The 26,270-nt window shown below is 36.8% G+C and carries 31 protein-coding genes and 1 tRNA gene; 19 read left to right on the top strand and 13 right to left on the bottom strand.

Going from position 1 to position 26,270, the window contains the following annotated elements:
* Positions 1-63 precede the first annotated feature (63 nt).
* The 3 genes from thrB to ACXYMZ_RS15545 are packed head-to-tail and all read right to left on the bottom strand — an operon-like array spanning position 64 to position 3,306.
* Positions 64-951, bottom strand: coding sequence for a homoserine kinase (gene thrB, locus ACXYMZ_RS15555; protein WP_458949324.1), 888 nt, complete (start codon positions 949-951; stop codon positions 64-66).
* Positions 944-2,008 (bottom strand): threonine synthase, encoded by a 1,065-nt coding sequence (thrC, locus tag ACXYMZ_RS15550; RefSeq protein ID WP_458949323.1) that lies wholly within the window; start codon positions 2,006-2,008, stop codon positions 944-946. Before thrC ends, thrB begins: the two co-directional genes overlap by 8 nt.
* Positions 2,005-3,306: a homoserine dehydrogenase gene (locus tag ACXYMZ_RS15545; protein ID WP_458949322.1), complete on the bottom strand. Its 1,302-nt coding sequence runs from the start codon at positions 3,304-3,306 to the stop codon at positions 2,005-2,007. The genes thrC and ACXYMZ_RS15545 overlap by 4 nt, the downstream gene beginning before the upstream one ends.
* A 180-nt stretch (positions 3,307-3,486) precedes the next feature.
* Between ACXYMZ_RS15545 and ACXYMZ_RS15540 the strand changes: the two genes are divergently transcribed.
* Positions 3,487-3,636: a hypothetical protein gene (locus ACXYMZ_RS15540; protein WP_458949321.1), complete on the top strand. Its 150-nt coding sequence runs from the start codon at positions 3,487-3,489 to the stop codon at positions 3,634-3,636.
* Between the two features lie 23 nt (positions 3,637-3,659).
* Here the strand turns inward: ACXYMZ_RS15540 and ACXYMZ_RS15535 are convergent, their stop codons facing one another.
* The 3 genes from ACXYMZ_RS15535 to ACXYMZ_RS15525 form a co-directional block, all read right to left on the bottom strand.
* Positions 3,660-4,172 carry a methylated-DNA--[protein]-cysteine S-methyltransferase gene (locus ACXYMZ_RS15535; protein WP_458949320.1) on the bottom strand — a complete coding sequence of 171 codons (513 nt, stop codon included), beginning with the start codon at positions 4,170-4,172 and terminating at the stop codon, positions 3,660-3,662.
* A gap of 20 nt (positions 4,173-4,192) precedes the next feature.
* Entirely contained in the window at positions 4,193-5,365 is a 1,173-nt protein-coding gene (locus ACXYMZ_RS15530) for an AI-2E family transporter (RefSeq protein WP_458949319.1), read from the bottom strand.
* Positions 5,366-5,538: 173 nt separating this feature from the next.
* Positions 5,539-6,705, bottom strand: coding sequence for an MFS transporter (locus tag ACXYMZ_RS15525; protein WP_458949318.1), 1,167 nt, complete (start codon positions 6,703-6,705; stop codon positions 5,539-5,541).
* A 284-nt stretch (positions 6,706-6,989) separates the two neighbouring features.
* Here ACXYMZ_RS15525 and ACXYMZ_RS15520 point away from each other — a divergent pair, with 284 nt between their 5' ends.
* On the top strand, positions 6,990-7,817 hold the full coding sequence (locus ACXYMZ_RS15520; protein ID WP_458949317.1) for a squalene/phytoene synthase family protein: 828 nt from the start codon (positions 6,990-6,992) through the stop codon (positions 7,815-7,817).
* Positions 7,818-7,851: 34 nt separating this feature from the next.
* On the opposite strand, the gene ACXYMZ_RS15515 is transcribed toward ACXYMZ_RS15520, so the two are convergent.
* The 3 genes from ACXYMZ_RS15515 to ACXYMZ_RS15505 form a co-directional block, all read right to left on the bottom strand.
* Positions 7,852-8,526: a DUF4956 domain-containing protein gene (locus ACXYMZ_RS15515; RefSeq protein WP_458949316.1), complete on the bottom strand. Its 675-nt coding sequence runs from the start codon at positions 8,524-8,526 to the stop codon at positions 7,852-7,854.
* The gene (locus ACXYMZ_RS15510) at positions 8,527-9,285 is read right to left on the bottom strand and encodes a VTC domain-containing protein (RefSeq protein WP_458949315.1); all 759 of its coding nucleotides are present in this window, start codon (positions 9,283-9,285) and stop codon (positions 8,527-8,529) included.
* 486 nt (positions 9,286-9,771) lie between these two features.
* Positions 9,772-10,317, bottom strand: coding sequence for a hypothetical protein (locus ACXYMZ_RS15505; RefSeq protein WP_458949314.1), 546 nt, complete (start codon positions 10,315-10,317; stop codon positions 9,772-9,774).
* A gap of 143 nt (positions 10,318-10,460) precedes the next feature.
* Between ACXYMZ_RS15505 and ACXYMZ_RS15500 the strand changes: the two genes are divergently transcribed.
* The 6 genes from ACXYMZ_RS15500 (at position 10,461) to ACXYMZ_RS15475 (ending at position 13,398) form a co-directional block, all read left to right on the top strand.
* On the top strand, positions 10,461-11,204 hold the full coding sequence (locus ACXYMZ_RS15500; protein WP_458949376.1) for a MerR family transcriptional regulator: 744 nt from the start codon (positions 10,461-10,463) through the stop codon (positions 11,202-11,204).
* Between the two features lie 174 nt (positions 11,205-11,378).
* Entirely contained in the window at positions 11,379-11,588 is a 210-nt protein-coding gene (locus tag ACXYMZ_RS15495; RefSeq protein WP_458949313.1) for a heavy-metal-associated domain-containing protein, read from the top strand.
* Between the two features lie 291 nt (positions 11,589-11,879).
* Positions 11,880-12,329, top strand: a complete 450-nt coding sequence (locus ACXYMZ_RS15490; protein WP_458949312.1) for a hypothetical protein — start codon at positions 11,880-11,882, stop codon at positions 12,327-12,329.
* Between the two features lie 57 nt (positions 12,330-12,386).
* The gene (locus tag ACXYMZ_RS15485) at positions 12,387-12,596 is read left to right on the top strand and encodes a hypothetical protein (protein WP_458949311.1); all 210 of its coding nucleotides are present in this window, start codon (positions 12,387-12,389) and stop codon (positions 12,594-12,596) included.
* A gap of 67 nt (positions 12,597-12,663) precedes the next feature.
* A complete protein-coding gene (locus ACXYMZ_RS15480; RefSeq protein ID WP_458949310.1) occupies positions 12,664-13,185 on the top strand; it encodes a GNAT family N-acetyltransferase in 522 nt (173 codons plus the stop codon).
* 9 nt (positions 13,186-13,194) lie between these two features.
* Positions 13,195-13,398 carry a hypothetical protein gene (locus tag ACXYMZ_RS15475; protein ID WP_458949309.1) on the top strand — a complete coding sequence of 68 codons (204 nt, stop codon included), beginning with the start codon at positions 13,195-13,197 and terminating at the stop codon, positions 13,396-13,398.
* Positions 13,399-14,048: 650 nt separating this feature from the next.
* Here ACXYMZ_RS15475 and ACXYMZ_RS15470 read toward each other — a convergent pair.
* Positions 14,049-14,732, bottom strand: a complete 684-nt coding sequence (locus tag ACXYMZ_RS15470; protein WP_458949308.1) for a response regulator transcription factor — start codon at positions 14,730-14,732, stop codon at positions 14,049-14,051.
* A gap of 157 nt (positions 14,733-14,889) precedes the next feature.
* On the opposite strand from ACXYMZ_RS15470, the gene ACXYMZ_RS15465 reads away from it, so the two are divergent.
* Positions 14,890-16,083 carry an NAD(P)-dependent alcohol dehydrogenase gene (locus tag ACXYMZ_RS15465; protein WP_458949307.1) on the top strand — a complete coding sequence of 398 codons (1,194 nt, stop codon included), beginning with the start codon at positions 14,890-14,892 and terminating at the stop codon, positions 16,081-16,083.
* 177 nt (positions 16,084-16,260) lie between these two features.
* Here ACXYMZ_RS15465 and ACXYMZ_RS15460 read toward each other — a convergent pair.
* Positions 16,261-16,331: transfer RNA gene (locus tag ACXYMZ_RS15460), tRNA-Ala, on the bottom strand.
* 266 nt (positions 16,332-16,597) lie between these two features.
* Between ACXYMZ_RS15460 and ACXYMZ_RS15455 the strand changes: the two genes are divergently transcribed.
* From ACXYMZ_RS15455 to ACXYMZ_RS15435, 5 genes are all read left to right on the top strand, one after another.
* The gene (locus tag ACXYMZ_RS15455) at positions 16,598-18,805 is read left to right on the top strand and encodes a thermonuclease family protein (protein WP_458949306.1); all 2,208 of its coding nucleotides are present in this window, start codon (positions 16,598-16,600) and stop codon (positions 18,803-18,805) included.
* 139 nt (positions 18,806-18,944) lie between these two features.
* Positions 18,945-19,223 (top strand): YhdT family protein, encoded by a 279-nt coding sequence (locus tag ACXYMZ_RS15450; RefSeq protein WP_458949305.1) that lies wholly within the window; start codon positions 18,945-18,947, stop codon positions 19,221-19,223.
* Complete coding sequence (gene panF / locus ACXYMZ_RS15445) at positions 19,217-20,650, top strand: sodium/pantothenate symporter (protein WP_458949304.1); 1,434 nt, start codon at positions 19,217-19,219, stop codon at positions 20,648-20,650. Before ACXYMZ_RS15450 ends, panF begins: the two co-directional genes overlap by 7 nt.
* Before the next feature lie 91 nt (positions 20,651-20,741).
* Positions 20,742-21,557: a DUF4097 family beta strand repeat-containing protein gene (locus tag ACXYMZ_RS15440; RefSeq protein WP_458949303.1), complete on the top strand. Its 816-nt coding sequence runs from the start codon at positions 20,742-20,744 to the stop codon at positions 21,555-21,557.
* A gap of 32 nt (positions 21,558-21,589) precedes the next feature.
* Entirely contained in the window at positions 21,590-21,733 is a 144-nt protein-coding gene (locus ACXYMZ_RS15435) for a hypothetical protein (RefSeq protein WP_458949302.1), read from the top strand.
* Positions 21,734-21,961: 228 nt separating this feature from the next.
* Here ACXYMZ_RS15435 and ACXYMZ_RS15430 read toward each other — a convergent pair whose 3' ends face one another.
* Together ACXYMZ_RS15430 and ACXYMZ_RS15425 are read right to left on the bottom strand one after the other, a co-directional pair.
* A complete protein-coding gene (locus ACXYMZ_RS15430) occupies positions 21,962-23,101 on the bottom strand; it encodes a conserved virulence factor C family protein (RefSeq protein ID WP_458949301.1) in 1,140 nt (379 codons plus the stop codon).
* Between the two features lie 26 nt (positions 23,102-23,127).
* Positions 23,128-23,574 carry a YueI family protein gene (locus ACXYMZ_RS15425; protein ID WP_458949300.1) on the bottom strand — a complete coding sequence of 149 codons (447 nt, stop codon included), beginning with the start codon at positions 23,572-23,574 and terminating at the stop codon, positions 23,128-23,130.
* A gap of 306 nt (positions 23,575-23,880) precedes the next feature.
* Here ACXYMZ_RS15425 and ACXYMZ_RS15420 point away from each other — a divergent pair, with 306 nt between their 5' ends.
* The 5 genes from ACXYMZ_RS15420 to ACXYMZ_RS15400 all read left to right on the top strand — a co-directional run bounded on the left by ACXYMZ_RS15420 (position 23,881) and on the right by ACXYMZ_RS15400 (position 26,255).
* The gene (locus ACXYMZ_RS15420; protein WP_458949299.1) at positions 23,881-24,465 is read left to right on the top strand and encodes a GNAT family N-acetyltransferase; all 585 of its coding nucleotides are present in this window, start codon (positions 23,881-23,883) and stop codon (positions 24,463-24,465) included.
* A gap of 114 nt (positions 24,466-24,579) precedes the next feature.
* On the top strand, positions 24,580-25,143 hold the full coding sequence (locus ACXYMZ_RS15415; protein ID WP_458949298.1) for an ATP-binding protein: 564 nt from the start codon (positions 24,580-24,582) through the stop codon (positions 25,141-25,143).
* A 35-nt stretch (positions 25,144-25,178) separates the two neighbouring features.
* Complete coding sequence (locus ACXYMZ_RS15410; RefSeq protein WP_458949297.1) at positions 25,179-25,451, top strand: NUDIX domain-containing protein; 273 nt, start codon at positions 25,179-25,181, stop codon at positions 25,449-25,451.
* Positions 25,444-25,662, top strand: coding sequence for a hypothetical protein (locus ACXYMZ_RS15405; RefSeq protein ID WP_458949296.1), 219 nt, complete (start codon positions 25,444-25,446; stop codon positions 25,660-25,662). Before ACXYMZ_RS15410 ends, ACXYMZ_RS15405 begins: the two co-directional genes overlap by 8 nt.
* Positions 25,663-25,709: 47 nt before the next feature.
* On the top strand, positions 25,710-26,255 hold the full coding sequence (locus ACXYMZ_RS15400; RefSeq protein ID WP_458949295.1) for a hypothetical protein: 546 nt from the start codon (positions 25,710-25,712) through the stop codon (positions 26,253-26,255).
* The last annotated feature ends 15 nt before the right edge of the window (positions 26,256-26,270 follow it).

Genomic DNA, 26,270 nt, shown 5'->3' with positions numbered 1-26,270 from the left:
GCTCAGGTTTCTGAGCGTTTCATTGTTTACTTATAATATCAGCTTTTCAAATTTTCATAGGGCTTAGATTTCTTCAACCTTTAATCCTTCACGATCCATTTCAAAAATTTCCACTCGATATTCTGGTAACAACGCTTTAAAATGTTCAGCAATTCTAGCACTATCATCTGGGTTAACAAAGGATAGCATTGTCGGGCCAGCTCCACTAAGAGTTGTACCATATGCGCCGGCTTTTCGAGCTTCTGTTTTTATTAAATCATAGTTTGGTATAAAAGATTTTCTATAAGGCTCATGAAAACGATCCTTTTCCATCATTTTACCAGCGAGTTTGTAGTCACCAGATAATAGAGCTGCAGTTGTCAAATTGCTAATTCCACTAGCAAGTGCAGCTTCAGCATTCGCATAATGCTTTGGCAAAACACTTCTCGAGTCGGTTGTTTTTAATTCGATCGTTGGTATAAACGCAATAAACGAAAGATCTAGTGAATCAACCTTCAGGACGTCGATTTCATTATCAATCAACGTGGAAATAACTAGGCCACCAAATAAACTAGGAGCAACATTATCAGGATGCCCTTCAATTTCGGTTGCAAAAGCTAATTTCTGTTCAGCTGATAAATTTAGCTGACCAAGCTGGTTGGCAATCTCAATTCCAGCAACAATTGCCGAGGCACTACTACCAAGTCCACGAGCTAAAGGAATACTACTCGTTTCTACCACACGACAAGGGGGTAAATCTACTTCGTATTTATCAGAAGTACGCTTGGCAATCTGATAAATAAAATGCTCTTCAAAAGGTAAATCACTAGAAGTGGATGGGGAAATGAATTCCCAATTTTCCTGTGGGGTCACTTCTAATGTTAAGTATAAATTTAAAGCGAGTCCCATTGAATCAAAGCCAGGGCCAACGTTCCCCGAGCTCGCTGGGACAGTTATTTTAAAACTACTCATTGGCAGTCAACTCTTCGATATATTTTTTAATTACACTTGCATCATTCGGTAAAGAAACAGGCTCAATATCCTGATTTGCTTGTACAGTTTCTGGATCCTTTAATCCGTTACCAGTTAAAACTGCAACGACTTTACTCCCTTTTGGAATATTACCTGCACGACATTGTTGGATAACCCCAGCAATCGAAGCGTTTGAACCTGGTTCAGCAAAAATCCCTTCCATTTTAGGGAGTAATTTAAAGGCATCAAGAATTTCTTCATCCGTCACAGATGTAATCATTCCTTCTGATTCGTCACGAGCTGATGTCGCGAGCTTCCAACTTGCAGGATCACCAATACGAATAGCAGTTGCAACTGTTTCTGGATTTGCAATTGGCTCTCCACGAGTGATAGCTGCTGCACCTTCAGCTTCAAAACCAAACATCTTCGGTAGTCCTGTTTGTTTTTCAGCATGATATTCTTTGAAGCCGATCCAGTAAGCACTAATGTTTCCGGCATTACCAACAGGAATTGCTAAAACATCTGGAGCCTGTCCAAGTGCATCAACAATTTCAAACGCGGCTGTTTTTTGCCCTTCAATTCGATGAGGATTCACAGAGTTTACCAGTGTCACTGGAGTGGTTTCGCTAATTTCACGAACCATAGCTAACGCCTCATCAAAATTCCCATCGATTTCAATTATTTCCGCACCATAAATGACAGCTTGCGCTAATTTACCAAGTGCCACTTTTCCTTTTGGAATAACGATAATTGCACGAAGTCCAGCTCTTGCCGCATATGCAGCTGCAGCAGCCGAAGTATTCCCTGTGGAAGCACAGATAACAGACTTGCTTCCAGCTTCTTTTGCTTTTGCAATCGCCATGACCATTCCACGGTCTTTAAAAGAACCAGTAGGATTTGCACCTTCAATTTTTCCATAGAGTTCAATGCCTAGTTCCTTGGACAAATTAGGAAAATGAATAAGCGGTGTGTTACCTTCGTGTAAACTTAAGTTTGGTGTTTCATTAGTGACTGGTAAATAATCTTTGTAACGATGAATTAATCCTTGCCAGCTCATTCTTCTCCATCTCCTTCAACACGATAGTAACTAGAAATCTCATGCACGATCGGAAGTTTTCCTAATTTCTCTATAAGGTTTGTAAAATGTTCTTCCGTTGTGTGATGCGTAATGAAAATAATCTCCGCAGATTTGTTTTTCTCAATTGGGTGTTGAACGATTCGCTTAAGGCTAATCTCATATTTATGAAAGAGTTTGGTTAACTCAGAGAAAACACCAGCTTCATCTTTTACCTTCAAACGCATATAATATTGTGAAAATCTTTCACTAGCTGGTTTTAAGCTTTTTGCAAATCGATTGCTCACATATTGCTCGCCAGTTACACCAAGGCGAATATTTTTAATCGTAGCAACCAAATCAGAAACAATCGCTGTTGCTGTTGGAAGGCTACCAGCTCCAGGGCCATAGAACATTGTTTCACCAACAGCTTTTCCATAAACATACACTGCATTATACTCATTTTTTACAGATGCCAGCGGGTGATTGTTAGAAATGAATGTTGGTAGGACATGAATTTCTAGTTTTTGATTCGAAAAGTCAGCATAGCCAACGAGTTTCATCGTATATCCTAGGTCATTTCCATTCTTGATATCTTCTGATGAAACATTCGAAATCCCCGTTACCTGTACATCATCTAAGTCGACTGGTGTTGAGAAAGCAAGTCTTCCAAGGATGGCCATTTTTCTAGCTGCATCAAGTCCTTCAACATCTGCAGTAGGATCGGCTTCCGCAAAGCCAAGTTCCTGTGCCTCTGCTAAAGCTGCTTCATAGCTCATACCATCTTCATCCATTTTCGTTAGTATGTAATTTGTCGTTCCATTGACAATTCCGATAATTCTAGTGATGCGGTCTGAAGAAAGTCCATCTTTAATCCCTCTTATGATTGGAATTCCACCTGCAACACTTGCTTCATAATAAAAATCACAGTTGTTCTTCTCAGCAGCCGCATGTAACTCAGGCCCGTGTAGAGCAACTAAATCTTTGTTTGCAGTGATCACGTGTTTCTTTGCCGCAAACGCTTTTAAAATATATGCTTTTGCTTGGTCGATGCCACCAATAACTTCAACGACAACATCTATCTCAGGATCGTTTAAAATATCATCTGCATTCAACGTAAGGATATCCTCAGATCCATTAATGTCACGCGCTTTTTCGATATCACGTACAAGAATACGTTTTACTTCTACTGATGTTCCTAGCTGATGTGCAAGTTTTTCTTGGTGATTATTAATAATATTTATTACACCTGAACCAACGACACCTAGCCCTAATAAACCGATTGAAATTTTCTTCTCCACATAATCACCTCATCGTTGCACTATAATGCAATTTTTTTTTTATATTTAACTCATTTAAACACGAATAGAATAGGATATCAACAAAGGCTGTCAGAAAATTTTAATTAAAGCGCTTTCTTTTGGTAAATAACAGACACAAATGTATTTTTGGGCAATATTCTAATATAAAGGGGGATAATCTTGAAAAATGAAATAGTCGGTTTCTTATTTTTCGTATTCTTAATTACTGGAATTATTTTGGGATTATTGCTTGAACAGGTTCACTTTTTCGGTGTTTTAGGATTGGGCTGTGGTCTCGTGGTAGTATTCCTTTTTCGTAAAAGAAAATAAGCAGTGAATCCGAGAGTTGGATTTCACTGCTTTTCAATTTGAAGTAATCGACTTTTTAATGGAATTCCGCCTCGAAATCCACCAAGTCTACCATCTTTATTAATTACACGATGACAAGGGACTGCGATTAGAATGGGATTTCTTCCAATCGCTGTACCGACAGCACGAATACTTTTGGGGTTTCCAATTCTGTCGGCAATTGCAGAATAGGTAGCTGTTTTACCATATGGGATCTTTTGCAAAGCATCCCAAACGGAAAGTTGAAATGGCGTACCATATAAATCCAAGGGGAAGTCAAAAGTATCACGTTCCCCATGAAAGTATTCTATAAATTGATTTTTATATGGTTCGATAAAACTAAGGTTTTCCTCAAAGGTAACCGTTGAAAGTTTTTTAGAGAGCCAGGTTTTCATGTCGTCAAGGCCTTCATGAAAACTTCCTGCCCAGACTAAACCCTTTTCCGTTGCAGCAAGAAACATTGTCTCTTGATCAATTGTAAGTGTTCCATAATATATTTTCTTTACTTCAGAATTCATCATGAAACCCTCCAACTAAATTAGTTTTTCTCTTCACTCTCATCTTTAATAACGGGATAAAATCCATGTTCCTCACCGAAGTGCTCATTATATCTTCGTTTAAATTTACTATAGATATATTGGACAAGAACTTTCACAATCGCATAGCCCGGAATTCCGAGAATTACTCCAACAATGCCAAAGAGATTCCCTGCTACTAGTAAGACTATAATAATTGTTAGTGGATGTATTTTCATTGTTCGTCCCATAATATTTGGTGAAACAAAGTTACCCTCTAAGAATTGGACAACAATCCATACAATAATCATTTTAATTAACATAAATGGTGAGTCTACAACAGCGATAATCAGAGCTGGTGCAATTGCAATCATTGGCCCTAAATACGGAACAACACTTGTAATTGCTGCGACTATTGCAAGTGTAATCGCATAATCCATGCCAATAATTAAGTAACCGATATACAGCAGCAACCCGATACAAGATGCAACTATAATTTGACCTTGGATATATGAACCAACTTGTGTATCCATATTATGAATGATTTGATTAACATCTTTTCTAAATCCTGGCGGCAATAATTTAAAAAAGTATTCTTTAAATCTATTTCCATCTTTTAATAGGAAGAATAGAATAATTGGGAAAGTTACAATCGTTATTACTACATTTGTAACAGTTGATGCAACGTTTTGAACACTTTGGATCGCATCTAGTAAATAACCACCAATCACACTTGGTATATCTCCGAAGTTATCCATTACCCAATTATAAGCATCGTCATAATACGGTGCGAGGAATGAATTTTGTAACCAAGTCGTAAAGCTAGCACCAAGCTCTCCTAAGTAATTTGGGAAAGTCGTAATTAGATCTTGTACCTGCTGCTGAATAAGTGGTGCAGTGAGAAGTACGATACCTGTGATGATCCCACCAATAGCAAGAATTAGAATGATAATTCCCCAGAGTCGCGGAATACGAATTTTTTCTAAAATGTTTACTATTGGATTTAAAAGATAAAACGCGATAAAGGCTAGAATTAATGGTGGTGCGACAGTTGAGAAAATAACGATAAATGGATGAAAAACGAAATCAATTTTTGTATAAACTAAAATAGTTATCCCGATAAGTGCTAATAATGCAAAAAGAAAGAATAAATTTTTTCCTCCTAGAAATTGAATGAATCTACTTGTCTGCTTCATTTTCTACCCCTTTAATCAGATTCTATTTTAAAATGTTCTATTTTCTATTAGACATATTATAAGTTACTTCTATAAAGAATTACAATGGTTTACTAGATTTCTTATCGTTAAAAAAACATCTACATGCTAAGTTTATAAAAGATAGCAAATAGATGTTTGATTTTTGTTGAGTTTTAATTCGTCAATGATTTCTCGGGAGCATTGCTTTTTTGCTTGAGAGAGATAAGCATTGTTCCTAAAGCAATTACAACGAGTATGCCTCCGACGTATGGGTTCCATTCAATTGATGCTTGATCGACAACGATTCCTCCGATGAACGATCCGAAAGCAATCCCAAAATGAAGTGCAGAGTTATAAATACTTACTTGCATATCAGCTGTCTCGGGAGCATTATCCATGAGATAACTCTGTAAGGGTGGACTTATCGCCCAACTCATGACGCCCCATACTACCAATGCAAGAATAAATAATGGAAGTATTGTAGTCGTTTGCGGTAATAAGAATATCGCAATCATAAAAGTAATGATTACAGTTAAAGAAACACGCTGCACCCCAAACTTATCAGCCATCGTTCCTCCAATTGCACCGCCACTAACGGCAGCAATACCAAAAACAAGGTAGATCAAGCTGATGCTATTTTCACCTAATCCCATCGTTATTTTTACATAAGGAGTTAAGTAAGCATAAAGCACGGCATGACCAGATAAAAGAGCGAAGACAGTCAAATGCGCGAATAAGATTTTTTTATCTTTCAGTGATTGGAATTGTTCTTTTATTGAGCTAACTGGCCTTGGTGGGACTCGCTCCATAAAGAAATGGACACCAATCATACTAATAACCGTTAGAATGACAATCATAAGAAAAGGAGCACGCCATCCAAAGAAGTTTCCTAGGCTTAAGCCAATTGGGACCCCTAACACAAGCGAACCACTAACCCCCATACTTACAATACCTATCGCTCTTCCACGATACCTGGGTTCAACAATATTTGCAGCCATCACAATACAAAGAATAATTAATATTGATCCACTCGCCGCAGAAATAATTCTTCCTATAAATAGAATGCTGTATGTCGGACTGATTACAGCAAGAATATTCCCGAATAAAAACACAAAAAGCGCGATTGTTGTTAGCTTTTTTCGTTCCATTTTTGCTGTGAGAACGAGAAGAATTGGCGCTGAAATCCCGAATGTTAATGAAAAAATGGTAATTAACATTCCAGCAAGCCCTATGCTTACACCTAAATCAATCGCTATCAGATCTAAAATTCCCCCAATAATTAACTCAACCATTCCTACAACAAAGGAAACGGTCATTAAAAAGTACACTCGTTTATCCATGATGTTACACCTTTCACATTTAGATGTAAGTTCAAAAGTCCGGTAAAAATGACGCTTCGAATCTCGCACGAATGCTCGCTTTTCCGCCTCGAAATTCTAGGTCCTTTTTATCCTCCTTTTGAACAATCTAATTAAAGTACAAATACCATCTTAATTGCATTTCCATGAATTTACAAGGTAGAGCATAGGAAAAGCTCATTCAAAAGCAAAGTTAACAATAAACAAGAAATAACGGCACATTTTTGTTATACTTGTATTACTTCAGTTTTGAAGGAGGAAATAATTTGAGTACGGAAGCGAATTTACAAAAAGAAGCAATGCATATTTTAAAGCTTACGAGCAGAACTTTTTATATACCAATAAAATTATTAAAACCAACACTTCGGAAAACAGTAGGTGCTGCTTATTTATGCATGCGTGCAATTGATGAAATTGAAGATCATGAAACAATGCCTGCAGAAAGTAAAATTAAATTACTGGAAGCAACGAGTGAACTATTGAAAGCGAATAAATTTGATAGAACCGCATATGAAGCCCTAACAGAGCCATATCATGATGATTTACCTGAAGTAACACTTAGACTCGCAGACTGGGTGGAAATTTGTCCTGATGATATTGTAGCTAAAGTAATGGAATCAACGAGTGAAATGGCTGAAGGTATGGCGAAATGGGTAGAAAAAGAGTTCGTCGTACAAACAAAGGAAGATCTTGATGAATACACCTATTATGTTGCTGGGTTAGTTGGTGTCATGCTATCTGATATTTGGCGATGGTATGATGGTACTGAAACAGATTATGAATTAGCTTTGGGCTATGGACGTGGCCTTCAAGCTGTGAATATGCTAAGGAATCAAGATGAAGATGCCGAGCGTGGTGTTCGTTTCCTTCCAGATGGTTGGACTCGAGAAGATATGTTTGATTATGCTTGGGGGAATCTTGATAAAGCAGATCAATATATGAAAGACTTAAAAACGAAAAATATAATTCTTTTCTGTAAAATACCTCTAGCTTTAGCGAAGAAGACATTACGTGCAATGAATGCAGGTCAAGAGAAAATGACTAGAGTAGAAGTAGAAGAAACTGTGGATGAAATTTTAAATGAAACAAAATAATGGGTGAGCGCCATAATTTGGCCTCACCCTATTTTTATTCGTTTTGCATATATGTTAAGGAGACTTTTAAATTCGCATTTTTTTCTCTTATGCGATCAAGTAAAACTTTATCCTTGGTCTCCATTTTTGTCCGAATCGCGTACGTGTACATAATCATCGTTCCTAGATTTGTCGTTTCTACTTGTCGTAAATGGTTAGAAATCGTAAACGCTTCAAAAACATCATCAAGTAAATTCTCATGATTTAAGTTTTCTGGAACAGTTACCTTTAGAATCTGCGTATCTTTGCCTTTTCCATATTCAAATTTATAAAGTAGATAAAATAAAATGCTCGCAAAGAAAGTCAATATAATCGCTAATTCAAATTGATACAAACCACATGTCATCCCAACCGAAAGTCCAAAGAAAATATAAGCTATATCCTTCGCGTCCGTCACAGCACTACGAAAACGGATTAAGGAAAATACTGCAAATAAACCAAACGCCACACCTGCATTCCCGCTAACCACATTCATAACCACAGATACGACCACGCTCATTATAATAATTGTATGGACAAAGTTCTGCGAATAGCGTTCACCTGTAAAAGTAAATTGATAAACTAACGTAATAAAAATACTCAAGACAGATGCTAATGTCATTGCTGTTAAGGTAAGAACTAGCGACCCGTCCGTTCCACCCGAACCGAAAATTTGATTAAATATATCCATTTATATTCCTCCTATTGTTACGTTTTCTAATGCAGTCCCAACTGGTGGGGCCATATTATTTAAAAGTTCCGTGCTTGTGCAATACTTTGACGCACTGCGCTGCTCACAATTTAACTCTTGCAGAATCCGTGTGAGCCATAAAGGCACACTATCATTTACCTTCACCTCAAGTACAACTAAATTTTCATCAATAAATAAGTCACCATAAGGTCCGTTTTCTACCTGCAAATCATCATTTCTACATCGTAAATTAAAATCGAAAGTCATTCGCAGTTCTTTATCCTTGATGCCATGTAAAGCATGTCTGTCGTAGCTTACAACCATTCCAGGTTCTAACTGATATAGTTTACGAAAGTAATCAATTTCTCTAAGTACTTGTTGGTTTGAAGTTTCATATTTTGTGAGATCTTCATCCATTTCATGTAAATACCTGTAGGCTTCCGAAAGCGGGATTAGCATCCTCCGCTTATTAACAACTTTCTTATGCTTTTGTTTTACTTCAAAAAAAGCAGTACTGTTTAAATCAGCATCATTATAGACACGTAGTCGGAGCTTTTGCCTGTACCTCAGCTTGTTCTTAGTCTCGTAATAAATCTTATTATCTGCGCTTTCAAAGTAAAGACTAGTCACCGTGTACCTGCCCTCATCCCCAAACTTGTCAGGTCTCATATAAGGAGCAATTCTCTGTATAAGTGCATTGTATTGTTCCAGTGTAATTAAGTATTTTTGTTCTTTTCTTCTAAAAATTTCTATTGCCATCCCTAACCCCTCCTTGATTACTTATCTTAGACTGCGAGAGTAAGAGTGTGATGTGAGATAGATTAGAAAATGGTTAGAGTTTGGTAAAGATGTGTTAATGTGTGGTGGGATTTTGGGTTTTGTGGAGGGGAGGCAATTGTGAACTTGGGCGGGAACTATGTGAACATCGGCGACTTAATTTTGAACATTAGGTAACTTCCATGTGAACATCAGCGACTTCACTGTGAACTTCAGCATTTGAGCATAAATTAACATTATTTACCAAATAATAGTGCGAGAATCAGTCTGTAGCAAAAGCTACGCTGCCCCCAATTGTGAACTTCGGGATATTGTGTGACAACTTCGGTGGAAATTGTGTCCACTTCGGGATATTCTGTGACGACTTCGGGGTAAATTGTGACAACTTCAGGATTCGCAGCTCAAACTACCATTCTCAACCACTAAAACAAAAAAATCAGCACACCACCTAAGGTATGCTGACACCAATCAATAACACTGAAATGATTGAATCTGCTCTAAGTCAATTCCAAAATAAACCCACCGATTTCTTCTCCAGCGGTAGCCTGCAATTGAATTGCGGCCTACGAATACAGGGTAAAACCAGAATGCATCACGTCTTAGCCATACATACGTAAAACGGAAAAGACAGCCGCGAATTGCTCCGGGATCAACTGCGAAAGTTTGGAATTGTGCTTGCTGCGGAGTGAATCCAGGTGGTGGTGAAGTTGGTGGTCCACCTTGCCCTTGCTGTTGACCTGGGAATCCACCTCCACCCGGTGTTCCACCAGGAAATCCGCCACCCCCAGGGAAACCTCCACCCAGTGTTCCTCCAGGAAATCCGCCACCCCCAGGGAAACCTCCTCCGGGCCCTCCAGGAAAGCCTCCACCACCAGGAAACCCGCCGCCTGGCCCCCCTGGAAAACTAGGTGGTCCAAATGGCGGGGCTTGTTGACCACCGCCGAACATCTGCCCTAATAAATACCCTGGCAAATTAAACTGTCTATCTTCTTCATCATATGGATAGTGATTCATAAATACTAGCCTCCTATCAAACTATTCCCTTCACTATATGGTGAAAATGTCTAGAAGGGGATTGAATTTAGAAAGAATGGGCTATTCTAAAAAAGTATTGACTCTCACGTTACGTTATAGATTATATTAAAAAGTGAGGAGGGATTAGCATGAAGATAAAGGAAGTAGCTGACCTAGTGGGGATTAGTGTGCGCACACTACATCATTATGACGAAATAGGATTACTCACCCCCGACGATATAACAGCATCAGGTTATCGCATGTACTCACAAGAAAATCTTCAAGAGCTACAACAAATACTATTTTTCCGTGAGCTTGGTTTTCCGTTGAAAAAAATAAAAGAGATTATTCAGGATCCGACCTTCGATAAAACGGAAGCTTTAAAATTACAGCGGAAAATGCTAACACAAAAGAAAATACAACTTGAGCAATTAATCGAGACAATTGACAAGACTATTTTAAATATGAAAGGAAAGATTGAAATGACAAATCAAGATAAATTTAAAGGCTTTGATTTTAGTAAAAATCCATATGAGGCAGAAGCAAGAGAACGCTGGGGTGACAAGGCGGTCGATCAGTCGAATGCCAAAATTAACAGTAAATCAAATCTAGAAGTAAAAGACATGGAAAAAGAAGTCAATACAATTTATGAAAGGCTAGCGAATGTTCGCCATGAGAAACCAGACTCAGACATTGCACAGCAGTATATCCACGACTGGTATACATTCCTTCAAAAGGTAGGAAGCTATTCGCCAGAGGCATTTAAAAATCTAGGGGAAATGTATGTGAGTGATGAGCGATTCACAAAAAATATTGACCAATTCGGGGATGGACTTGCAGAATTTATGCGAGATGCAATGCGTATTTATGCAGAACGACTAAATTAATAGAATTTCTCCTAAATCTTGACCTCCGTCAATTACGGAAAATCGAAAATAGCTTACACTATAGTTAGTAAGAAAAAGCACCACACTTTATTAATATAATAATTGACCTAGGTCAAAGATTTAAAAGTATTCACCCTATATAATAGAGGTAGAACAACAAAGGAGAGGATTTTAATGACTAATATTCAATTACAATTAGAGCCCCTTACATGTCCGTCTTGTATTAAAAAGATAGAAACTGCGGTGAAAAAGATGTCGGGAGTAGAAGAAGCGAGAGTGCTTTTCAACTCAAGTAAAGTAAAAGCATCAATCAATGAATCCGAAGTAACAAAAGATGATCTAAAAGAAACGATCGAGAAATTAGGTTATGAAGTAATAAAATAGTGAGAATTATAAGCATAGCGCCTTAAAGAAAGGGTGCTATGCTTATTTTTAATGGTACAATTTACTATAGAAAGTAGCCAGATAAAATTTATAATGCCTCAGTTTATAATCTTTTTAGCTGGGGCCATTATTATGCTTGATAAATGGGATTAGATTAGAGATAAGTATCTAAGCGCAGAATTAATATAAATTTACAACAAAATCCCTAGAACAAATTGAAACTTTTTCCAAATTCATTCGTATGTAAAGATAACTAAATATTATGTATTCCGATAGAAAGGGGAAGTAATCATGAAAAAGCTTATTATTTTTCCGATACTTTTATTTGTCCTAATGCTTGCAGCTTGTAATGACGATGACGAATTATCTGGCCAAACTTTTGATATTGCATATATTCCAAGTCCAATTTCACAAGAGAATTTCGATAACCCTAATCGCTATGATTCTATTATGACTTTAGCTTTTTCGAATGGAAAAGTGGATACCGATTCTATTAATTTTAAGAAAGGGACATATGCGTTAGAAGATGGTCAGCTGACTGTTCATTTCGAGGACGATAATGAATCCTTGAAAATAGAATTCTGGGTAAACGAAAGCGATAAAGACTTCAGTATGTATTCTGCAAAAATTCATCATGCTGAATATCAAATCTCAGACAGCGAGCAAATAAGTCGATTTAAAAATTTAAGCCTTAAATTGCATAAAGATGTTCCGATCGAATTCTTAAAAATAGAGTCATAGAATATAGAAGTTTAGCAAAGTAGATAAAAGGTATTCATTTTATAAGGAGGGAGTTAGATGAATAAAAAGTATGTGCTTGTATTTATTGCTGGTATAGCAACAAGCCTATTAGTTTTACCATTACTTTATGCATTAGGAGTTCCAACTTATGATGTTCTGTTAGCTTCTTTATTTGGTGAAAACAAGATCTTGGCTACAGGCTTTTCACTGATTCTTATCATAGCTATTTTATTTGGGCTTGTTAAATACACTAAAAAATACGGGTAATCTGGTTTACTATTTATTTTTATCATATTGATGGTTGCAAAAGAGTAAAGGGGACAGGGAGAATGGCATGAAAGAATTACATTCACATTCCATAAAGATTAGACCAATTACAGAAGGTGATTTTGAATATGTGCACGTTTGGAGCAAAGATGAAAAGTTCTGTATGGCGAATGAGTGGGAAATAAATAGAAGTGAAGAGGAACTTTACGAGTGGTGGCTACACTGTGTTCGGCAGGATGCGAAAGATTTTATCCGGTTGGGGATTGAGCATCATGAGAAAATGATTGGTTACGCAGACTTAGCAGCTATAAAAGAAAGTACAGCAGAATTAGGAATTGCTATCGGTGATAGCACGATGTGGGGGAGAGGTCTGGGATTTACTGCGATGCTCCACACAATGAAGTATGGCAATGAAAACTTTGGGATCACGTTATTCACGGCAGAAACGCATGAAGATAATTTACGTTCACAAAGAATGCTTGAAAAGCTTAGATTTAAGGAAGTAAGTAGAAAAGGTACCGAGACTTATTTAGGAAGAGAAAATCAATTGATTCAATATAGGTTGGAATACAATACTTCAAATTTATGAGGTGAGGTCTTGCGAAAAAACGTTAAGATAATATTATTTTGGTCGATTGCTGCTCCGGTTATTGTAACACTTATACGTATGATTATAGACTTTTCATTAGGTAATCGTATTGAATTACTTTCCTACTTACCCGTTTTTGTTGGAATCGCTCTTGCAGGCTTAATATTTGGCGGACCACTACATTACCTTGCAATAAAATCTAAAGAGGGTTAGTTTACAACTTTGTAAAAGACAGGTAGCTTTATCATCTTAAGGATTCTGAAAGCCGAATATCCCAACCAAAGCCATAACTAAATTAAAAATAAAAAATAGAGAACTGCTAATCATTAGAAATAACTTTATTCCACTTTTTTTCAGCAGGAGTGCGATAAGTAAACTAAGCAATGCATAAAGGGATGGCAGGAAAACAGCGCAGCCCGTTAGTCCGAACGTAATGATTTCCAGAAAATCTATAGATGTGTTTAGAGTGATCCAAGGAAGAATACTAAGTACTGCTAATATGGAGGAAATAATAACATAAACAATCTGCATGATTAATCTCCTATTTATAGACCTAATACTTTCGATTATTTAAATAGTATTATATAGTTTGTGATCTTGTTCTTCAAACCAAAAACCTCCAATTAGAAAAACAATTCTTTAAAAAAATCCAAATAAAAAACGCCTATATAAATATAGGCGTTCACGAAATTTGTGGCGAGTGAACGATGTGGTTCACATTCACATCAATACCTTGTTCCTCGTCTTACACAAATCAGCTCATCGCTAGACTAGTATAGCATGAATTCTTTAAAATAACGAATTAAATTTAATGGAAATAAATAAAAAAACCCCACGATTGTTTCTCTTTATTACGCCAGCCCCTATAAAATCCCCAGCCGATACATATTCGCTACTGCATGTGCTCGATTGGATGCGCCTAACTTTTCTCTCGCAAGTTTTACATATTGCTTTATTGTTAATTCACTTAGTGAAAGATTTGTCGCTATTTCCTTAGTGGAGCAGCCATCTGCAATTTGTTTCATTACTTCAAATTCACGTTTACTTAGCAATTTTTGTTCTGCGTACGTTTCATTGATTCGGTTCCCGACTTGCTTGCCAAATTGAGCAATTGCTTCGAGTAGTTCTTCTTTTACTTCTATATTTTCAAAAACATAAGTGTAAAGAAAAGCAATCACATTTCCCCTTTGTAAAATAGGAGACACCAAAAATCCACTCAAATTTTTATTTAGAATATAGTTGCTAGAAGTGATCTTGAATAATTCTTCTCTTCCAACAAAAACTGCCTTTTTTTCCTTGATGGCTATCATTATAGCTGGCACTGTTCTAACATCATAGCGTTCATTATGAATATATCGTAATTCATTATCTTCTAGAGCAATGACACCTTCTCCTAAAAAACCAATCGGAGAGTATCTACAAAGATAAACGTTACTTACCGGAAAGTTCTTCAGATATATTTCCAAAACTTTAATTAATCTTTCCTCATGTGTCTCTAAATCATCCAATTTTGCAAATTGCTCTTCAAAAGTAGGTATACCTAACATATTATCTACTCCTTTTGTGGTAGTACAAGCATACAACATTAGGAATATAATAACCATTAAAAATAGTTTAACATTGGTAATGAAAGCGCTTAACAAAACGGTTTAGTTAAAAAAACACATATCCAATTTAAGTTTTAAAATTTAAGGAGGAATTTAAATGAAAACAAAAGAAGAAGTAGCAAATGTAGTTTCAGGGGAATGTCAGTTGACGACGAAAGCAGCTGTCATTAATGGTGTGAATGAAGATTATCAAATGGAGGAACTTAAGCTTGGTGAACTGCATGCAACGGAAGTTCTTGTGAAAATGGTTGCGAGCGGAATTTGTCAATCAGATGAAGGAATGCGTCTAGGAGGCGGGTTGGCTGTTCCAATGCCAATCGTTCTTGGCCATGAAGGGGCTGGAATTGTTGAACAGGTTGGTAGCGCTGTTAAAGGATTAGAAGTAGATGACCAAGTCGTTTTAGCTTATGATTATTGTGGAGCATGTGACAGCTGTCGTACGGGCTACCCATCAGCATGTGATGACTTTGTTGAATTAAACATGGGCGGTGGAGAACGTCATGATGGATCACATACATTTTATAGAGAAGATGGTACGCCAGTTTCTAACTTCTTGAAACAAAGTTCTTTCTCAACTTACACAATTACTGGTGAAAATAATGTGATTAAAGTGGATTCAGATGTCGACTTACGTAAAGTAGCACCACTTGGATGTGGGTTAATGACAGGTTATGGTACAGTAGCGAATGCACTAAAACCAGAGACTGGCTCATCGATTGCAGTATTTGGTACAGGTACAGTGGGTCTTTCCGCATTAATGACAGCAGTAGTTGAAGGTTGCCATACTGTAGTTGCAGTTGATATCCATGATTCACGCTTAGAATTAGCAAAAGAGCTAGGTGCTACGCATACAATTAATAGTAAAACAGAAAATCTTGAAGAACGTATGAAAGAAATTACAGGTGGAAAAGGTGTTAACTATTCTATTGATACGACAGGTGTATCACAAGTTATCAAATCCTCTATCGAAGTTCTATCAAAACGTGGGGTGAGTGTTCCATTAGCTGTAACTCCGAATTTAGTAGAGTTCAGTACGTATATGGAATTAGTAATGGGTAACCGTAAAATTATTGGTGTCAGCATGGGGGATGTTGTTCCACAAATTGCTGTTCCGAAGATTGTGGAATACCATAAACAAGGAAAATTCCCATTCGATAAACTAAACGACTACTACAAATTTGAAGAAATCAATGAAGCATCTGCAGATTCCAGTAAAGGTGTTTCCATCAAGCCTATCTTGATTATTGATGAAGAATACCGAAAAGATGAACCGATTGAGTATAAGAATTAACGTTACAACAATCGTTGCAAAAGTTTAAAATGAACTATCCTTTGCCTACTTGGTAAGGGTAGTTCATTACTTTATTTTAATTCAACGATAATGTCCTCAAGATGTATTTGAATATATAATAAAAAAGACCAAAACCATTAAGATTTTGTGTCTTTTTTTGATTTGTTTATTTTTGTATGGAGCCACGGAGAATCGAACTCCGATATTTTGCATGCCATGCAAATGTAATCCCATTATACTATGGCCCCTAAATTTATAATGCATATTTGATTATATGATTAAAAAGTAAGTAAATCAAGCAAAGTATATTTAAGGAGCTAAACTTAAACATCCAACTTTCGTACTGTTTCAAAAAGGGAGAGGAAGGACAAAATAACCCTTTTACTCCTTATCTAGGTGTAAAGTTCTGTTAATTGTTTAAATTTACGAAAAGTTAATACCAATTTAATCTACTATATGTAATATTGTAATTGACCCTTGAATTCGAGGGAATAAAAAAATGTGGAGGAAGAGAATGAAAAAATCATTAACGCTTAAAGTTTTTAATCTCTTACTTATTTTAGCTGTAGTATTTATGAATTTCACAGGGGCTTTCGCAACGATAGCTTCTGCTGAAAACGGTGAAAATGTCGCTGACGACTTATTTATTTCGGAATATGTGGAAGGTAGTTCGTTCAATAAAGCGATTGAAATTTATAATGGGACAAGCAGTACGGTAGATTTGTCAGACTATCAAGTGGCTCTTTACTCTAATGGAGCGGCAACAGCTTCACAAACACTTACATTATCTGGAACATTAGAACATGGTGAAGTTTTCATACTCGCTCATGCAAGTGCTGATGATGCAATTCTTGCAAAAGCTGATGTAACGAATAATGCTGTCATTAATTTTAATGGCGATGATGCTATTTCTTTAAATAAAAATAATGAAGTGATTGATGTTGTTGGTGAAATCGGTGTCCGTGAGAACTTTGGAGTAGATGTTACACTCGTTCGTGTACCAGGAGTTACTTCACCATCAACGATTTATAATACGAATGAATGGGACGCATATGCTTCAAATACTTTTGCATACCTAGGAAGCCATACAATGGACGGTGTTACTCCAGTGGACCCACCTGAAGAGCCAGGTGAACCAGGAGACCCGGGAGCAGGTGAATATTCACTTGAAGAAGCACGAAATCTTCCTGATGGGACAATTGTTCAAGTAGAAGGTGTTGTAACAGCAGACAACCGTGCTATCAGTAATGGTGCACAGTTCTCAACATACATTCAAGATGAAACAGCAGGTATTAACTTATTTGCATATACACAAGGGAATCTTCCTGATGTCGTTAAGGGAGATAAAGTTATTGTTACCGGTGAACTTGCAACATATAATGGCTTGAAAGAAGTAGTACCGGTATCTGTTGAAATTATTGCAGAGAATCAAACATTACCAGAGCCGAAACAAATTACATTAGAGGATTTACAAAATCCAGCAATTGCAGAAGGCTTTGAAGGACAGCTTGTTCAATTACAAGGATATATTAACAGAGTTCCTGACAGTCTAGCAGGCGGTGGTTATAACGTTTCAGTTATCGACGAGGACTTTAATGGGACCACGCTTCGAGTAATGGAAAATGCTTTAGATATTACACAGGTTGAAGCAGGTTACTGGTATGATCTAACGGCGATTGTTAGTCAATATAATACGTACCAGCTCATTCCTACTGAACAGTCGGACATTGTAAAAAGTGAAGAACAAGCCGCACCTCCATCTTCAGCTGGTTATTATGAAGCAACAGTGGCTACGATTACAGACGGTGATACTATCCGTATCCAAGATCCTGTATTTGGAGAAACTCGTATTCGCTTCTTAAATATGGATACAGCAGAAACGTATACAGCAAAAAATAAAGCACCTGAAAGAGCAGAAATTAATGCGAATCAGAAATATTTTGGTGATTTAGCAACAGATCATATTACATCATTGATTCAGCCAGGCGACAAAATTTATCTAAAGATTGGTGATCAACCGACAGATGATTATGGTAGAGTTTTAGCAGAAGTAATCCGTGCGGCAGATGGGATGAATATTAACTTGCAAATGGTAAAAGATGGATTAGCAACATCTTACTTCATTGCACCTTTTGATGAAGAAGCATACCCACTCTACCAAGAAGCAGTAAAGACAGCGAAAGATCAAGGCTTAGGGATTTGGAATCCAGAAAATCCATTGCTTGAACTACCATTCGCATTCCGAGCAAACGATGATCAAAAAGGCTTCCTGCGTTATGTAGGTAACTCTGACACGATGGAATATGTGGAACCAAATGCATGGGCAACAGTTCCAGTTGAAAAACGTATATTCTTTGTTAGTGCTGAAGAAGCAGAGTCTTACGGTTTCGTCCCTGAAGGAACAGTGGTGGATCCTGAAGATCCGGAAGAACCAGAGGAACCGAATTATGTGGTAATCGAACCAAAGAAAAATAATGGAACAGCAACCATTCATACAAAACAATTAGATGTTGTAAATGATGGAGATCATGTACTAATCAATATTTTCAATGAAAAGAAACCTCGTGATCTTCTATTAAATAAAAAACAAGTTGATATTTTAAAAGACAAAAATGCAACCCTTACAGTTACAGATGGTGTTGATAAAGTAACTATTGAAATGAATGACGTGAAGGATAAGGTGCTTAAAGTAAGTTTTAGTAAAAAAGTGAAAAACAAGTAGGTTGTAAAATGATAGATCCAGCTTTAAAAGGCTGGGTCTATTTTTATGCAAAAAATTTATAAGATTAAATCTAGTACTTCACTTAAGGGAGATACTCCGATAGAATATAAACATAGATTTTTTCACGAGGAGGGTTCTCTTGGAATCGTTAGATAAATACGATGTAAATAAAATAGCCAATCGTGAAGCTTTGATTGGTGTAGGGTTGGCACTTTTTAATTTTTTCTGGTGGTATGGCTTTGCCTATGGGTTAGGTAGCAAAGATCCATCGGAGTACTCTTATGTTTTTGGCTTCCCTGCATGGTTTTTCTATAGTTGTGTCTTGGGATTTGTCGTGATGGTAGTACTTGTGATTTTTGTAATAAAGAAATTCTTTGTTGAAGTACCAATTGAAGATGAGGAGAGCGATGAATGGTAAATTGGGAAGCGATTATTCCATTATTAATATTCTTAGTCCTCATTAGTGGGGTTGGGATATGGGCAAGTAAATATGTACGTTCGACGAATAGCTTCCTTCAAGAATACTTTCTCGGTGGAAGAAGTCTTGGCGGATTCGTTCTCGCAATGACAATGGTTACGACTTATGGAAGTGCGAGTAGTTTTCTAAGTGGGCCTGGAGCAGCTTATAATCAAGGGCTTGGCTGGGTACTTTTGTCGATGTCGCAGTTAGTTACAGGTTATTTTGTATTAATGGTTTTAGGAAAAAAATTCGCTATTGTGACTCGTAGATATAAAGCAGTTACGATTGTCGACTTTTTAAAAGAGCGTTATCAATCCAAATGGGTAGTGATTTTGTCATCATTAAGTATATTAATCTTTCTTTTTTCAGCAATGTCTGCCCAGTGGATTGGTGGGGGACGCTTGATTGAATCCTTAACAGGACTTCCATATCTAGCATCTTTATTGATTTTTTCTGTTTCGGTTTTAATTTATGTAATTATTGGTGGTTTTCGATCAATTGCACTAACTGATGCTATTCAAGGAATCATCATGGTGACGGGTACATTGGTTTTACTAGTGGCTGTTATTGTTGCTGGTGGAGGTGTACCGAATATCATTTCTAATATGGCAGCTGAAAATCCTAATCTGATAACTCCATTTGGAGCAGAAGGTACGCTTACTCCAGCATATGTTTCATCCTTCTGGGTGCTTGTTGGTGTCGGAGTTGTCGCTTTACCACAAATTGCTATTCGTACAATGTCATATAAAAACTCAAGATCCATGCACCGTGGGATTATCATAAGTACAATTGTGGTCGGTTTTATCATGCTGAATATGCACTTAATTGGTGCGCTTTCACGTCCAGTTCTTCCAGGAATTGAAGTAGGGGACACGGTCATGCCACTCGTTGCACAAGAAGTTCTACCTGGTTGGTTAACGGGAATCGTTCTTGCAGCACCAATGGCAGCAATAATGACTACTGTAAATTCTTTGCTACTACTTGTAAGCTCAACAATTGTAAAAGACGTATATTTAAATTACATAGAACCAAAAGCACCAGAGAAAAAAATACGCTCATTAAGTATGTGGATCACTGCAATTCTTGGCATTATTGTTATTTTCCTTTCCTTGCAGCCGCCAGATTTAATTATTTGGCTAAATCTCTTTTCAATGGGTGGGTTAGAAGCGACGTTTATCTGGCCAATTGTTCTTGGCTTATATTGGAAAAACGGAAATAAATACGGTGCACTAGCATCTATTATTATTGGGGTTAGTAGCTATATTATCTTTGAAAACTTTTACCCGCAGCCCTTTGGCATGCATTCGGTTGTAACTGCTGTTGTGCTTTCATTTATCGGTTATGTGAGCCTAAGTCTTATGACAAAAAATAAAATTCAGCCTTAAGTCTGAGAATGTTTCAACCATCAGGATGTATCTTAGAAACGGGTTTTTACTTAAACTAAGAGTTAGAAAATAAATCCTAAGAGGTGAGAGCATGGTTAATCTATTTAAAAATAAGAAGGAACCTGTCATCCAAGAAAATACAGTAAAAGTTTCTCAGATAAAAGAATTTGAAATACACTCCGATATCGTAAATATTGAATTTATTATTCATGATAAAGCACAGGTCGACATTACATTAGAAACATTTGAAAAAGGTCCAGAGCTTCAAATGAGCTTGGTGAATGATCGCTTGGTTGTTGAGGCGGAAATCCCGCAAAAGAAAAGAATTCTAAATATACGTAGTGGCGAATATGCGAAGCTAGAAATTCGCTTACCGGAAGATTTCGCCGAGCATTACAAGATCAAATCTGCAACAGGAAATATTAAGGCAAAGAATCTTATTTTCGAAACGATGCTTATGAAAACTGGAGCGGGCAATATTGATGCCACAAACTTCCATGGAAAAGATATCGAATTAAGAACTGGAGCTGGAAATATCTTTGTAGAGAATATAGACAGCAATCGCTTAGAGGTTGATACTGGTGCAGGGAGTGTGAATGGAAAATCTTGCAGTGGGAAGATTGTCGCTAAATCAGGAGCGGGCAACGTACGCTTTCAGGTTGCTGGTAATCAAGATTTAGAAATGAAATCTGGAGCAGGAAATGTGCATGTTGATTTTATGAATTTAGAAGAATTGAATGCAACGATTCGTGCAAACGTTGGGCTTGGTAATATTGTTTCCGATTTACCAAATCAACAAGGCGGCACCCAAAAGTCGAATAAACTTTCGATTATACTCGGTGAAGGAACGTATAATCATGAATTTAAATCAGGTGTAGGATCGATTTATTTGATGGGGAATGAGTAGAAAAAAGTAGCAAACCAGGAATTTTATCTGGTTTGCTACTTTTTTGGGGTGGTTTATCGCTGAATGCTGAAGTGGACAAAACTTATGCTGAAGTCGTCACAGAAAATGCTGAAGTGGAAACAATATATGCTGAAGCCGCCACACATTATGCTGAAGTTCACAATTCACCACTCTAAATTCTAGCTTATAAGTAAATTAAAAAGTAGCAAGCCAGGAATTTAATTTGGTTTGCTACTTTTTTTTGGTGGTTTCTGGCTGAATCCCGAAGTGGACACAATTTACGCCGAAGTTGTCACAGAAAATCCCGAAGTCGCCATACAATATCCCGAAGCTGTCACAGAATATCCCGAAGTTCACAATTCAACCTCCAAAAAAAATTCCACACCTCTAAATTCTATCTAAAATTACTTCTTCATCGCCTGCGTCATCTGATGCCAGACAGATCCCATCGCTTCTTTGCCGCCTTTAATACGCTCAAGCGCCATATTGATTTGCATACGCACTTCGAATTCTGGCTCATCAAGTTTAGCTTCTAAAGCAGGTATTGCTGACTCATCTCCGACTTCATATAGAAACATTGCCCCACGCCAGCGAACAATTCGACTTGAATCATCTAATGTTTTTATCATTTCAGGCATTGCTTCTTTGAAACCAAGGTCAGATAAGCAATCTCCAGCAGTTCTGCGCACGTTAACAGCTTTATCCTTCAACGCTTTATAAAGTGATGGAAGTACCTCAGGTTCCTCAATCATGCCGAGATAAGCAGTTGCAAGTCTACGAACTGAAGCCTTCTCATCATCCAGCGCTTTATTCAAAAGAGCTAAATGATTAAGATTAGGCTCAATAATCCGATCTAACACAGCATAGCGTTCTTTCCAGTCAGGATGGTCTAATACTTCTAATGGAATATCCTCATCAATTTTTCGATCAAGCTCGGAAGCGTCACGTTCTTCTAGTGCTAGAGATACTAATTGGTCAAGTCGTTCTTCATCATAAGCCGCCGTTAATTCTTCAACGACTTCCTCACCGATCTCATCACTATTTCCATAACGTGGATCCTGTTCCACCCATTTGCGGTCAAAGATAAAAGTGTTTGAGACTTCAGATGCTTTCATAATGGCATCCTGAAAAATAGGTGGTAAACCAAATCTCTTTTCTTCATCGCCTTCTTCAAGCTTTACTTGAATTGGAATCCCGCGGAAAAATTGAATAAAAACATTAATAACGCCAAAATTAGTAGTTTCTGTTTTCTGATCAGCTATTTCTAACGCAGCAATTTCACCTTCTGTACCTAAAGTATCCCTAACCTGTGGTAAGATTTCCTCCCAATCGACTTTTGGACTGCGAGCAAGTGCAATAAAATCTGTGACTCGATAAATATTTTTAACTCCTTCAATTTGAAAAAGATCACGAACATACTGAGGTGCACTTGTTATGTCATCGCTCGCTTTATAATTATAATTCTCACCAGCAGGCAACTCTTCATTTACATTAATTTTCATCGAGTGTGGGCTGGGAGTTGGTTCGATCGATGTAATTTTCATAGTAATCCCCCTTTAATACAAAATCCCTAACTGAACCATTTCTTTAACTTAGAAATGAAACCAGAGTCATTTTCTTCTTTTGAAGGTTCTTCTGCAGGTTCAGGTTCAAGCTCAACAAAAATATTTTCCATATTAATTGCATGATCATAGGTTAAGACTGCGCCGATATCTGTTTTGAATTCCTCATTCGTAATTGTCGTATAAGGAATATTATATTTTGCAGCGAGTTCTTTTTCTTCTTTTAAAAAACGATAGGATACATGTCCATTAATGATAAGCCTTGCTTTCGGATGCGATTGCATTGCTTCTTCAAGTTTTTTTAGTCCGGAATCTGTTACAACTTGTCCAGTTGTTAGAGCGATTACAATTCTCTCCTCTAAAGTACCGAGAAAACGGCGGCGTTCTTCTTCTTTTGGCAGTCGAACACCATATATACCATCTGTTAAGTAGTCATCAACACTTTTCTTACTCATTATGATCCATCCTTTATCGTCGTTTCTTCAAATGTACGGTAAACAAGGGTATAAGTCAACAATACCAACTGTTTTAAGCTCTAAAATAGAAATCAATGTTAGTAGTTTGTTTTAGATGTAGAAAATAATGCGCCGTTGCTTTTATTATTTCAACAGGTAATAATATAGAGTAAATAAAATTCATAATTTTCTATGGAAGTGTATATGAGTATTCACTATAGTTTAAGGTGTTTAATCAATGCTTCCCTGACAAAATTGGAAGAGACACTCTAACAACTCGAAAAAGATATAACCAGGAGGATAAAAATGGAAATCAGAAACTACAATTCTAACGATGAAATTGACTGGGTACGCTGTAGAACTCTCTCGTTTTTAGACACTGCTTATTTTGATAATGTATTAAACAGAAAAGAACTATACGATAATCCAGCTATTGAATTGGTGGCAGTTGAGAGAGGTCTAGTTGTAGGTTTACTGGATATTGAATATGAAAAAACTGAAAGAACGGTTTGTACACAAGGTGAAGGTCTAGGCGGAATGATTTGGCATATTGCAACACATCCTGATTATCAAAGAAAAGGCATAGGGGCTAAATTATTAGCAGAAGCTGAGAAAGCAGCGAAAGATAAAGGCTTAAATTACCTTGAAGCCTGGACAAGGGATGATAAATGGGTAAATGAGTGGTATGAGAAGAATGGATTTACGAAAATATACTCTTATTTACATGTATACCTTGAAGGCGAAGAGCTTGAAGATATAGTAAGAATAAACAAACCAAATTTTAAGATGATTCAAGGTTTTGTTCATTATATTGGAGATGAAAAGGACGCCGTGAAAGCTAAGTACAATAGGGTTCACGAATGTAGTTGCTATATAAAAAGGCTATTGTAATTACTAATGACATTGCTTCGTTTCTTCAAAGAGGAGAAACAGATTTTTTGTCGAAGGTATACAAAGAGCAGATTCGCTAAATTACATAGAATTAAATAAATTTCGGAGGACATGATGAAAAGATTAGTGATTATTACAGTGGGTAAGACACATGCTGGAAAGTCTACCTTTGCTAAAGCACTAGAGCATAAGCTAGATAACGCTTTAGTGATGGATCAAGATAACCAAGCTGCGTTCATTAATACTTATTATGAAAAATTGCAGCCAAAACAAGGACCAAATACACTGAAGACCTCGTTATCAAGGCTCATTGTAGATTATGCGATTGAAAATACGGACTTACATCTAATTATTTGTAATTCTAATCGAAGTCGAAAAAATCGATTGAACTTACTTGAAGGGCTATTTAATAAGGAAAAGTTTGTAAGAATTTTAGTTTATTTTGATATTCCAGACAGTGTTTTAAGAGAAAGAGTGCTTCAAAGTCAACGAAGTACAAATATTTTCAGATTTGCTTCTAGCTTTGAAGAAGTACTTTTAAGACAACAAGCTGAATCAGAATCGAAAGATATTGTGGAACCGACAGAAGGCGAAGCAGATCATTTATTTGTAATTAAAGATAATGAGACGAGTGATTCTGTCATCAAGGAAATTGTTCAAATTTCAAAAAGTTTATGATTGAGAAGAAGTATATTGCCTAGGAGGAATTTACAATGCAAATACCAGTACATATCGTAGCAGCAGGTGGCTTTGTTGAAAATAATGATGGGGAAATATTATTGGTAAAAACACGTAGAGAGGGTCATTGGGTGTTTCCAGGTGGACAAATAGAGGTCGGTGAAAATTTGATAGATGGGGTTATTATGGAAGTTAAAGAAGAAAGCGGCATTGATGTTCAAGTATCTCATTTGGTAGGTGTCTTTTCTAATACAGCGACATATGAAGGTCATAGTGGAGTGAAAATAGTTCCGACAAGTTATGTTTGATTTTGTATGTGAACCAATCGGTGGAGAATTGGCAACATCGGTTGAAACATCGGATAGTCGTTGGGTTAATAAAGCTGATGTCTTAAGTTTGGTTATAGCCCCTGCATTAGTTACACGCTATCAAGCATATTTAGATTATAATGGTAGTGTTCAATATATGGATTATGTTACAAAACCACAATTTGAATTAAAATCTAAAAGACATATATAATCGATAATCGTGTACCAATATACCAACCTTAAATTAGGAGTGAAAAAATGGATAATCAAGTTAAAATGGCATTTGAAAAGTCAAAATCAGGGGATAAAGACGAACGCTATGAAGCTTATCAATATATCTTAGAAATAACGGAAAAAGAAGTTGATTGGGCTTATGAAGTATGGGACGATTTATTAGAGGACTTAACGCATAAAGATAATCATCAGCGCTCACGTGCAACACAATATTTAGCGAGTCTAGCAAAAAGTGATCCAGAAAAACGAATAATGAAAGACTTTCCTAGGCTGTGGGAAGTAACCAAAGATGAGAAGTTTGTAACAGCGCGACATAGTCTTCAATCCATCTGGAAAGTAGGAAAAGCTGGAACAGAGCAAAAAGAAATGGTTATGGAATATATGGTTGAACGATTTAAAAATGGAACCGATGAAAAAAACTACACGTTAATTCGTAATGATATTCTAGAGAATATGAAAAAGTTATATGTCCATTTTGGTGAAGAAGAAATCAAGCAGACCGCTTTAGAGTTGATTGATACGGTAGAAGACAAAAAATACCATAATAAGTATATGGGTATATGGAAATAATTCAAAGCAAAAATA

The organism is Oceanobacillus sp. CAU 1775, from assembly GCF_054482815.1.
The sequence above is the reverse complement of the archived record's forward strand: the minus strand, read 5'-3'. Positions and strand labels throughout refer to the sequence as shown.

What these genes read in the sequence shown, in the direction of transcription:
- thrB (WP_458949324.1), bottom strand. Translation starts at nt 951, where the DNA reads ATGAGTAGTTTTAAAATAACTGTCCCAGCGAGCTCGGGGAACGTTGGC.
- thrC (WP_458949323.1), bottom strand. Translation starts at nt 2,008, where the DNA reads ATGAGCTGGCAAGGATTAATTCATCGTTACAAAGATTATTTACCAGTC.
- ACXYMZ_RS15535 (WP_458949320.1), bottom strand. Translation starts at nt 4,172, where the DNA reads ATGAATTCTGAAGTAAAGAAAATATATTATGGAACACTTACAATTGAT.
- ACXYMZ_RS15530 (WP_458949319.1), bottom strand. Translation starts at nt 5,365, where the DNA reads ATGAAGCAGACAAGTAGATTCATTCAATTTCTAGGAGGAAAAAATTTA.
- ACXYMZ_RS15525 (WP_458949318.1), bottom strand. Translation starts at nt 6,705, where the DNA reads ATGGATAAACGAGTGTACTTTTTAATGACCGTTTCCTTTGTTGTAGGA.
- ACXYMZ_RS15515 (WP_458949316.1), bottom strand. Translation starts at nt 8,526, where the DNA reads ATGGATATATTTAATCAAATTTTCGGTTCGGGTGGAACGGACGGGTCG.
- ACXYMZ_RS15510 (WP_458949315.1), bottom strand. Translation starts at nt 9,285, where the DNA reads ATGGCAATAGAAATTTTTAGAAGAAAAGAACAAAAATACTTAATTACA.
- ACXYMZ_RS15505 (WP_458949314.1), bottom strand. Translation starts at nt 10,317, where the DNA reads ATGAATCACTATCCATATGATGAAGAAGATAGACAGTTTAATTTGCCA.
- ACXYMZ_RS15495 (WP_458949313.1), top strand. Translation starts at nt 11,379, where the DNA reads ATGACTAATATTCAATTACAATTAGAGCCCCTTACATGTCCGTCTTGT.
- ACXYMZ_RS15490 (WP_458949312.1), top strand. Translation starts at nt 11,880, where the DNA reads ATGAAAAAGCTTATTATTTTTCCGATACTTTTATTTGTCCTAATGCTT.
- ACXYMZ_RS15485 (WP_458949311.1), top strand. Translation starts at nt 12,387, where the DNA reads ATGAATAAAAAGTATGTGCTTGTATTTATTGCTGGTATAGCAACAAGC.
- ACXYMZ_RS15480 (WP_458949310.1), top strand. Translation starts at nt 12,664, where the DNA reads ATGAAAGAATTACATTCACATTCCATAAAGATTAGACCAATTACAGAA.
- ACXYMZ_RS15470 (WP_458949308.1), bottom strand. Translation starts at nt 14,732, where the DNA reads ATGTTAGGTATACCTACTTTTGAAGAGCAATTTGCAAAATTGGATGAT.
- ACXYMZ_RS15465 (WP_458949307.1), top strand. Translation starts at nt 14,890, where the DNA reads ATGAAAACAAAAGAAGAAGTAGCAAATGTAGTTTCAGGGGAATGTCAG.
- ACXYMZ_RS15455 (WP_458949306.1), top strand. Translation starts at nt 16,598, where the DNA reads ATGAAAAAATCATTAACGCTTAAAGTTTTTAATCTCTTACTTATTTTA.
- panF (WP_458949304.1), top strand. Translation starts at nt 19,217, where the DNA reads ATGGTAAATTGGGAAGCGATTATTCCATTATTAATATTCTTAGTCCTC.
- ACXYMZ_RS15440 (WP_458949303.1), top strand. Translation starts at nt 20,742, where the DNA reads ATGGTTAATCTATTTAAAAATAAGAAGGAACCTGTCATCCAAGAAAAT.
- ACXYMZ_RS15430 (WP_458949301.1), bottom strand. Translation starts at nt 23,101, where the DNA reads ATGAAAATTACATCGATCGAACCAACTCCCAGCCCACACTCGATGAAA.
- ACXYMZ_RS15425 (WP_458949300.1), bottom strand. Translation starts at nt 23,574, where the DNA reads ATGAGTAAGAAAAGTGTTGATGACTACTTAACAGATGGTATATATGGT.
- ACXYMZ_RS15420 (WP_458949299.1), top strand. Translation starts at nt 23,881, where the DNA reads ATGGAAATCAGAAACTACAATTCTAACGATGAAATTGACTGGGTACGC.
- ACXYMZ_RS15415 (WP_458949298.1), top strand. Translation starts at nt 24,580, where the DNA reads ATGAAAAGATTAGTGATTATTACAGTGGGTAAGACACATGCTGGAAAG.
- ACXYMZ_RS15410 (WP_458949297.1), top strand. Translation starts at nt 25,179, where the DNA reads ATGCAAATACCAGTACATATCGTAGCAGCAGGTGGCTTTGTTGAAAAT.
- ACXYMZ_RS15405 (WP_458949296.1), top strand. Translation starts at nt 25,444, where the DNA reads ATGTTTGATTTTGTATGTGAACCAATCGGTGGAGAATTGGCAACATCG.
- ACXYMZ_RS15400 (WP_458949295.1), top strand. Translation starts at nt 25,710, where the DNA reads ATGGATAATCAAGTTAAAATGGCATTTGAAAAGTCAAAATCAGGGGAT.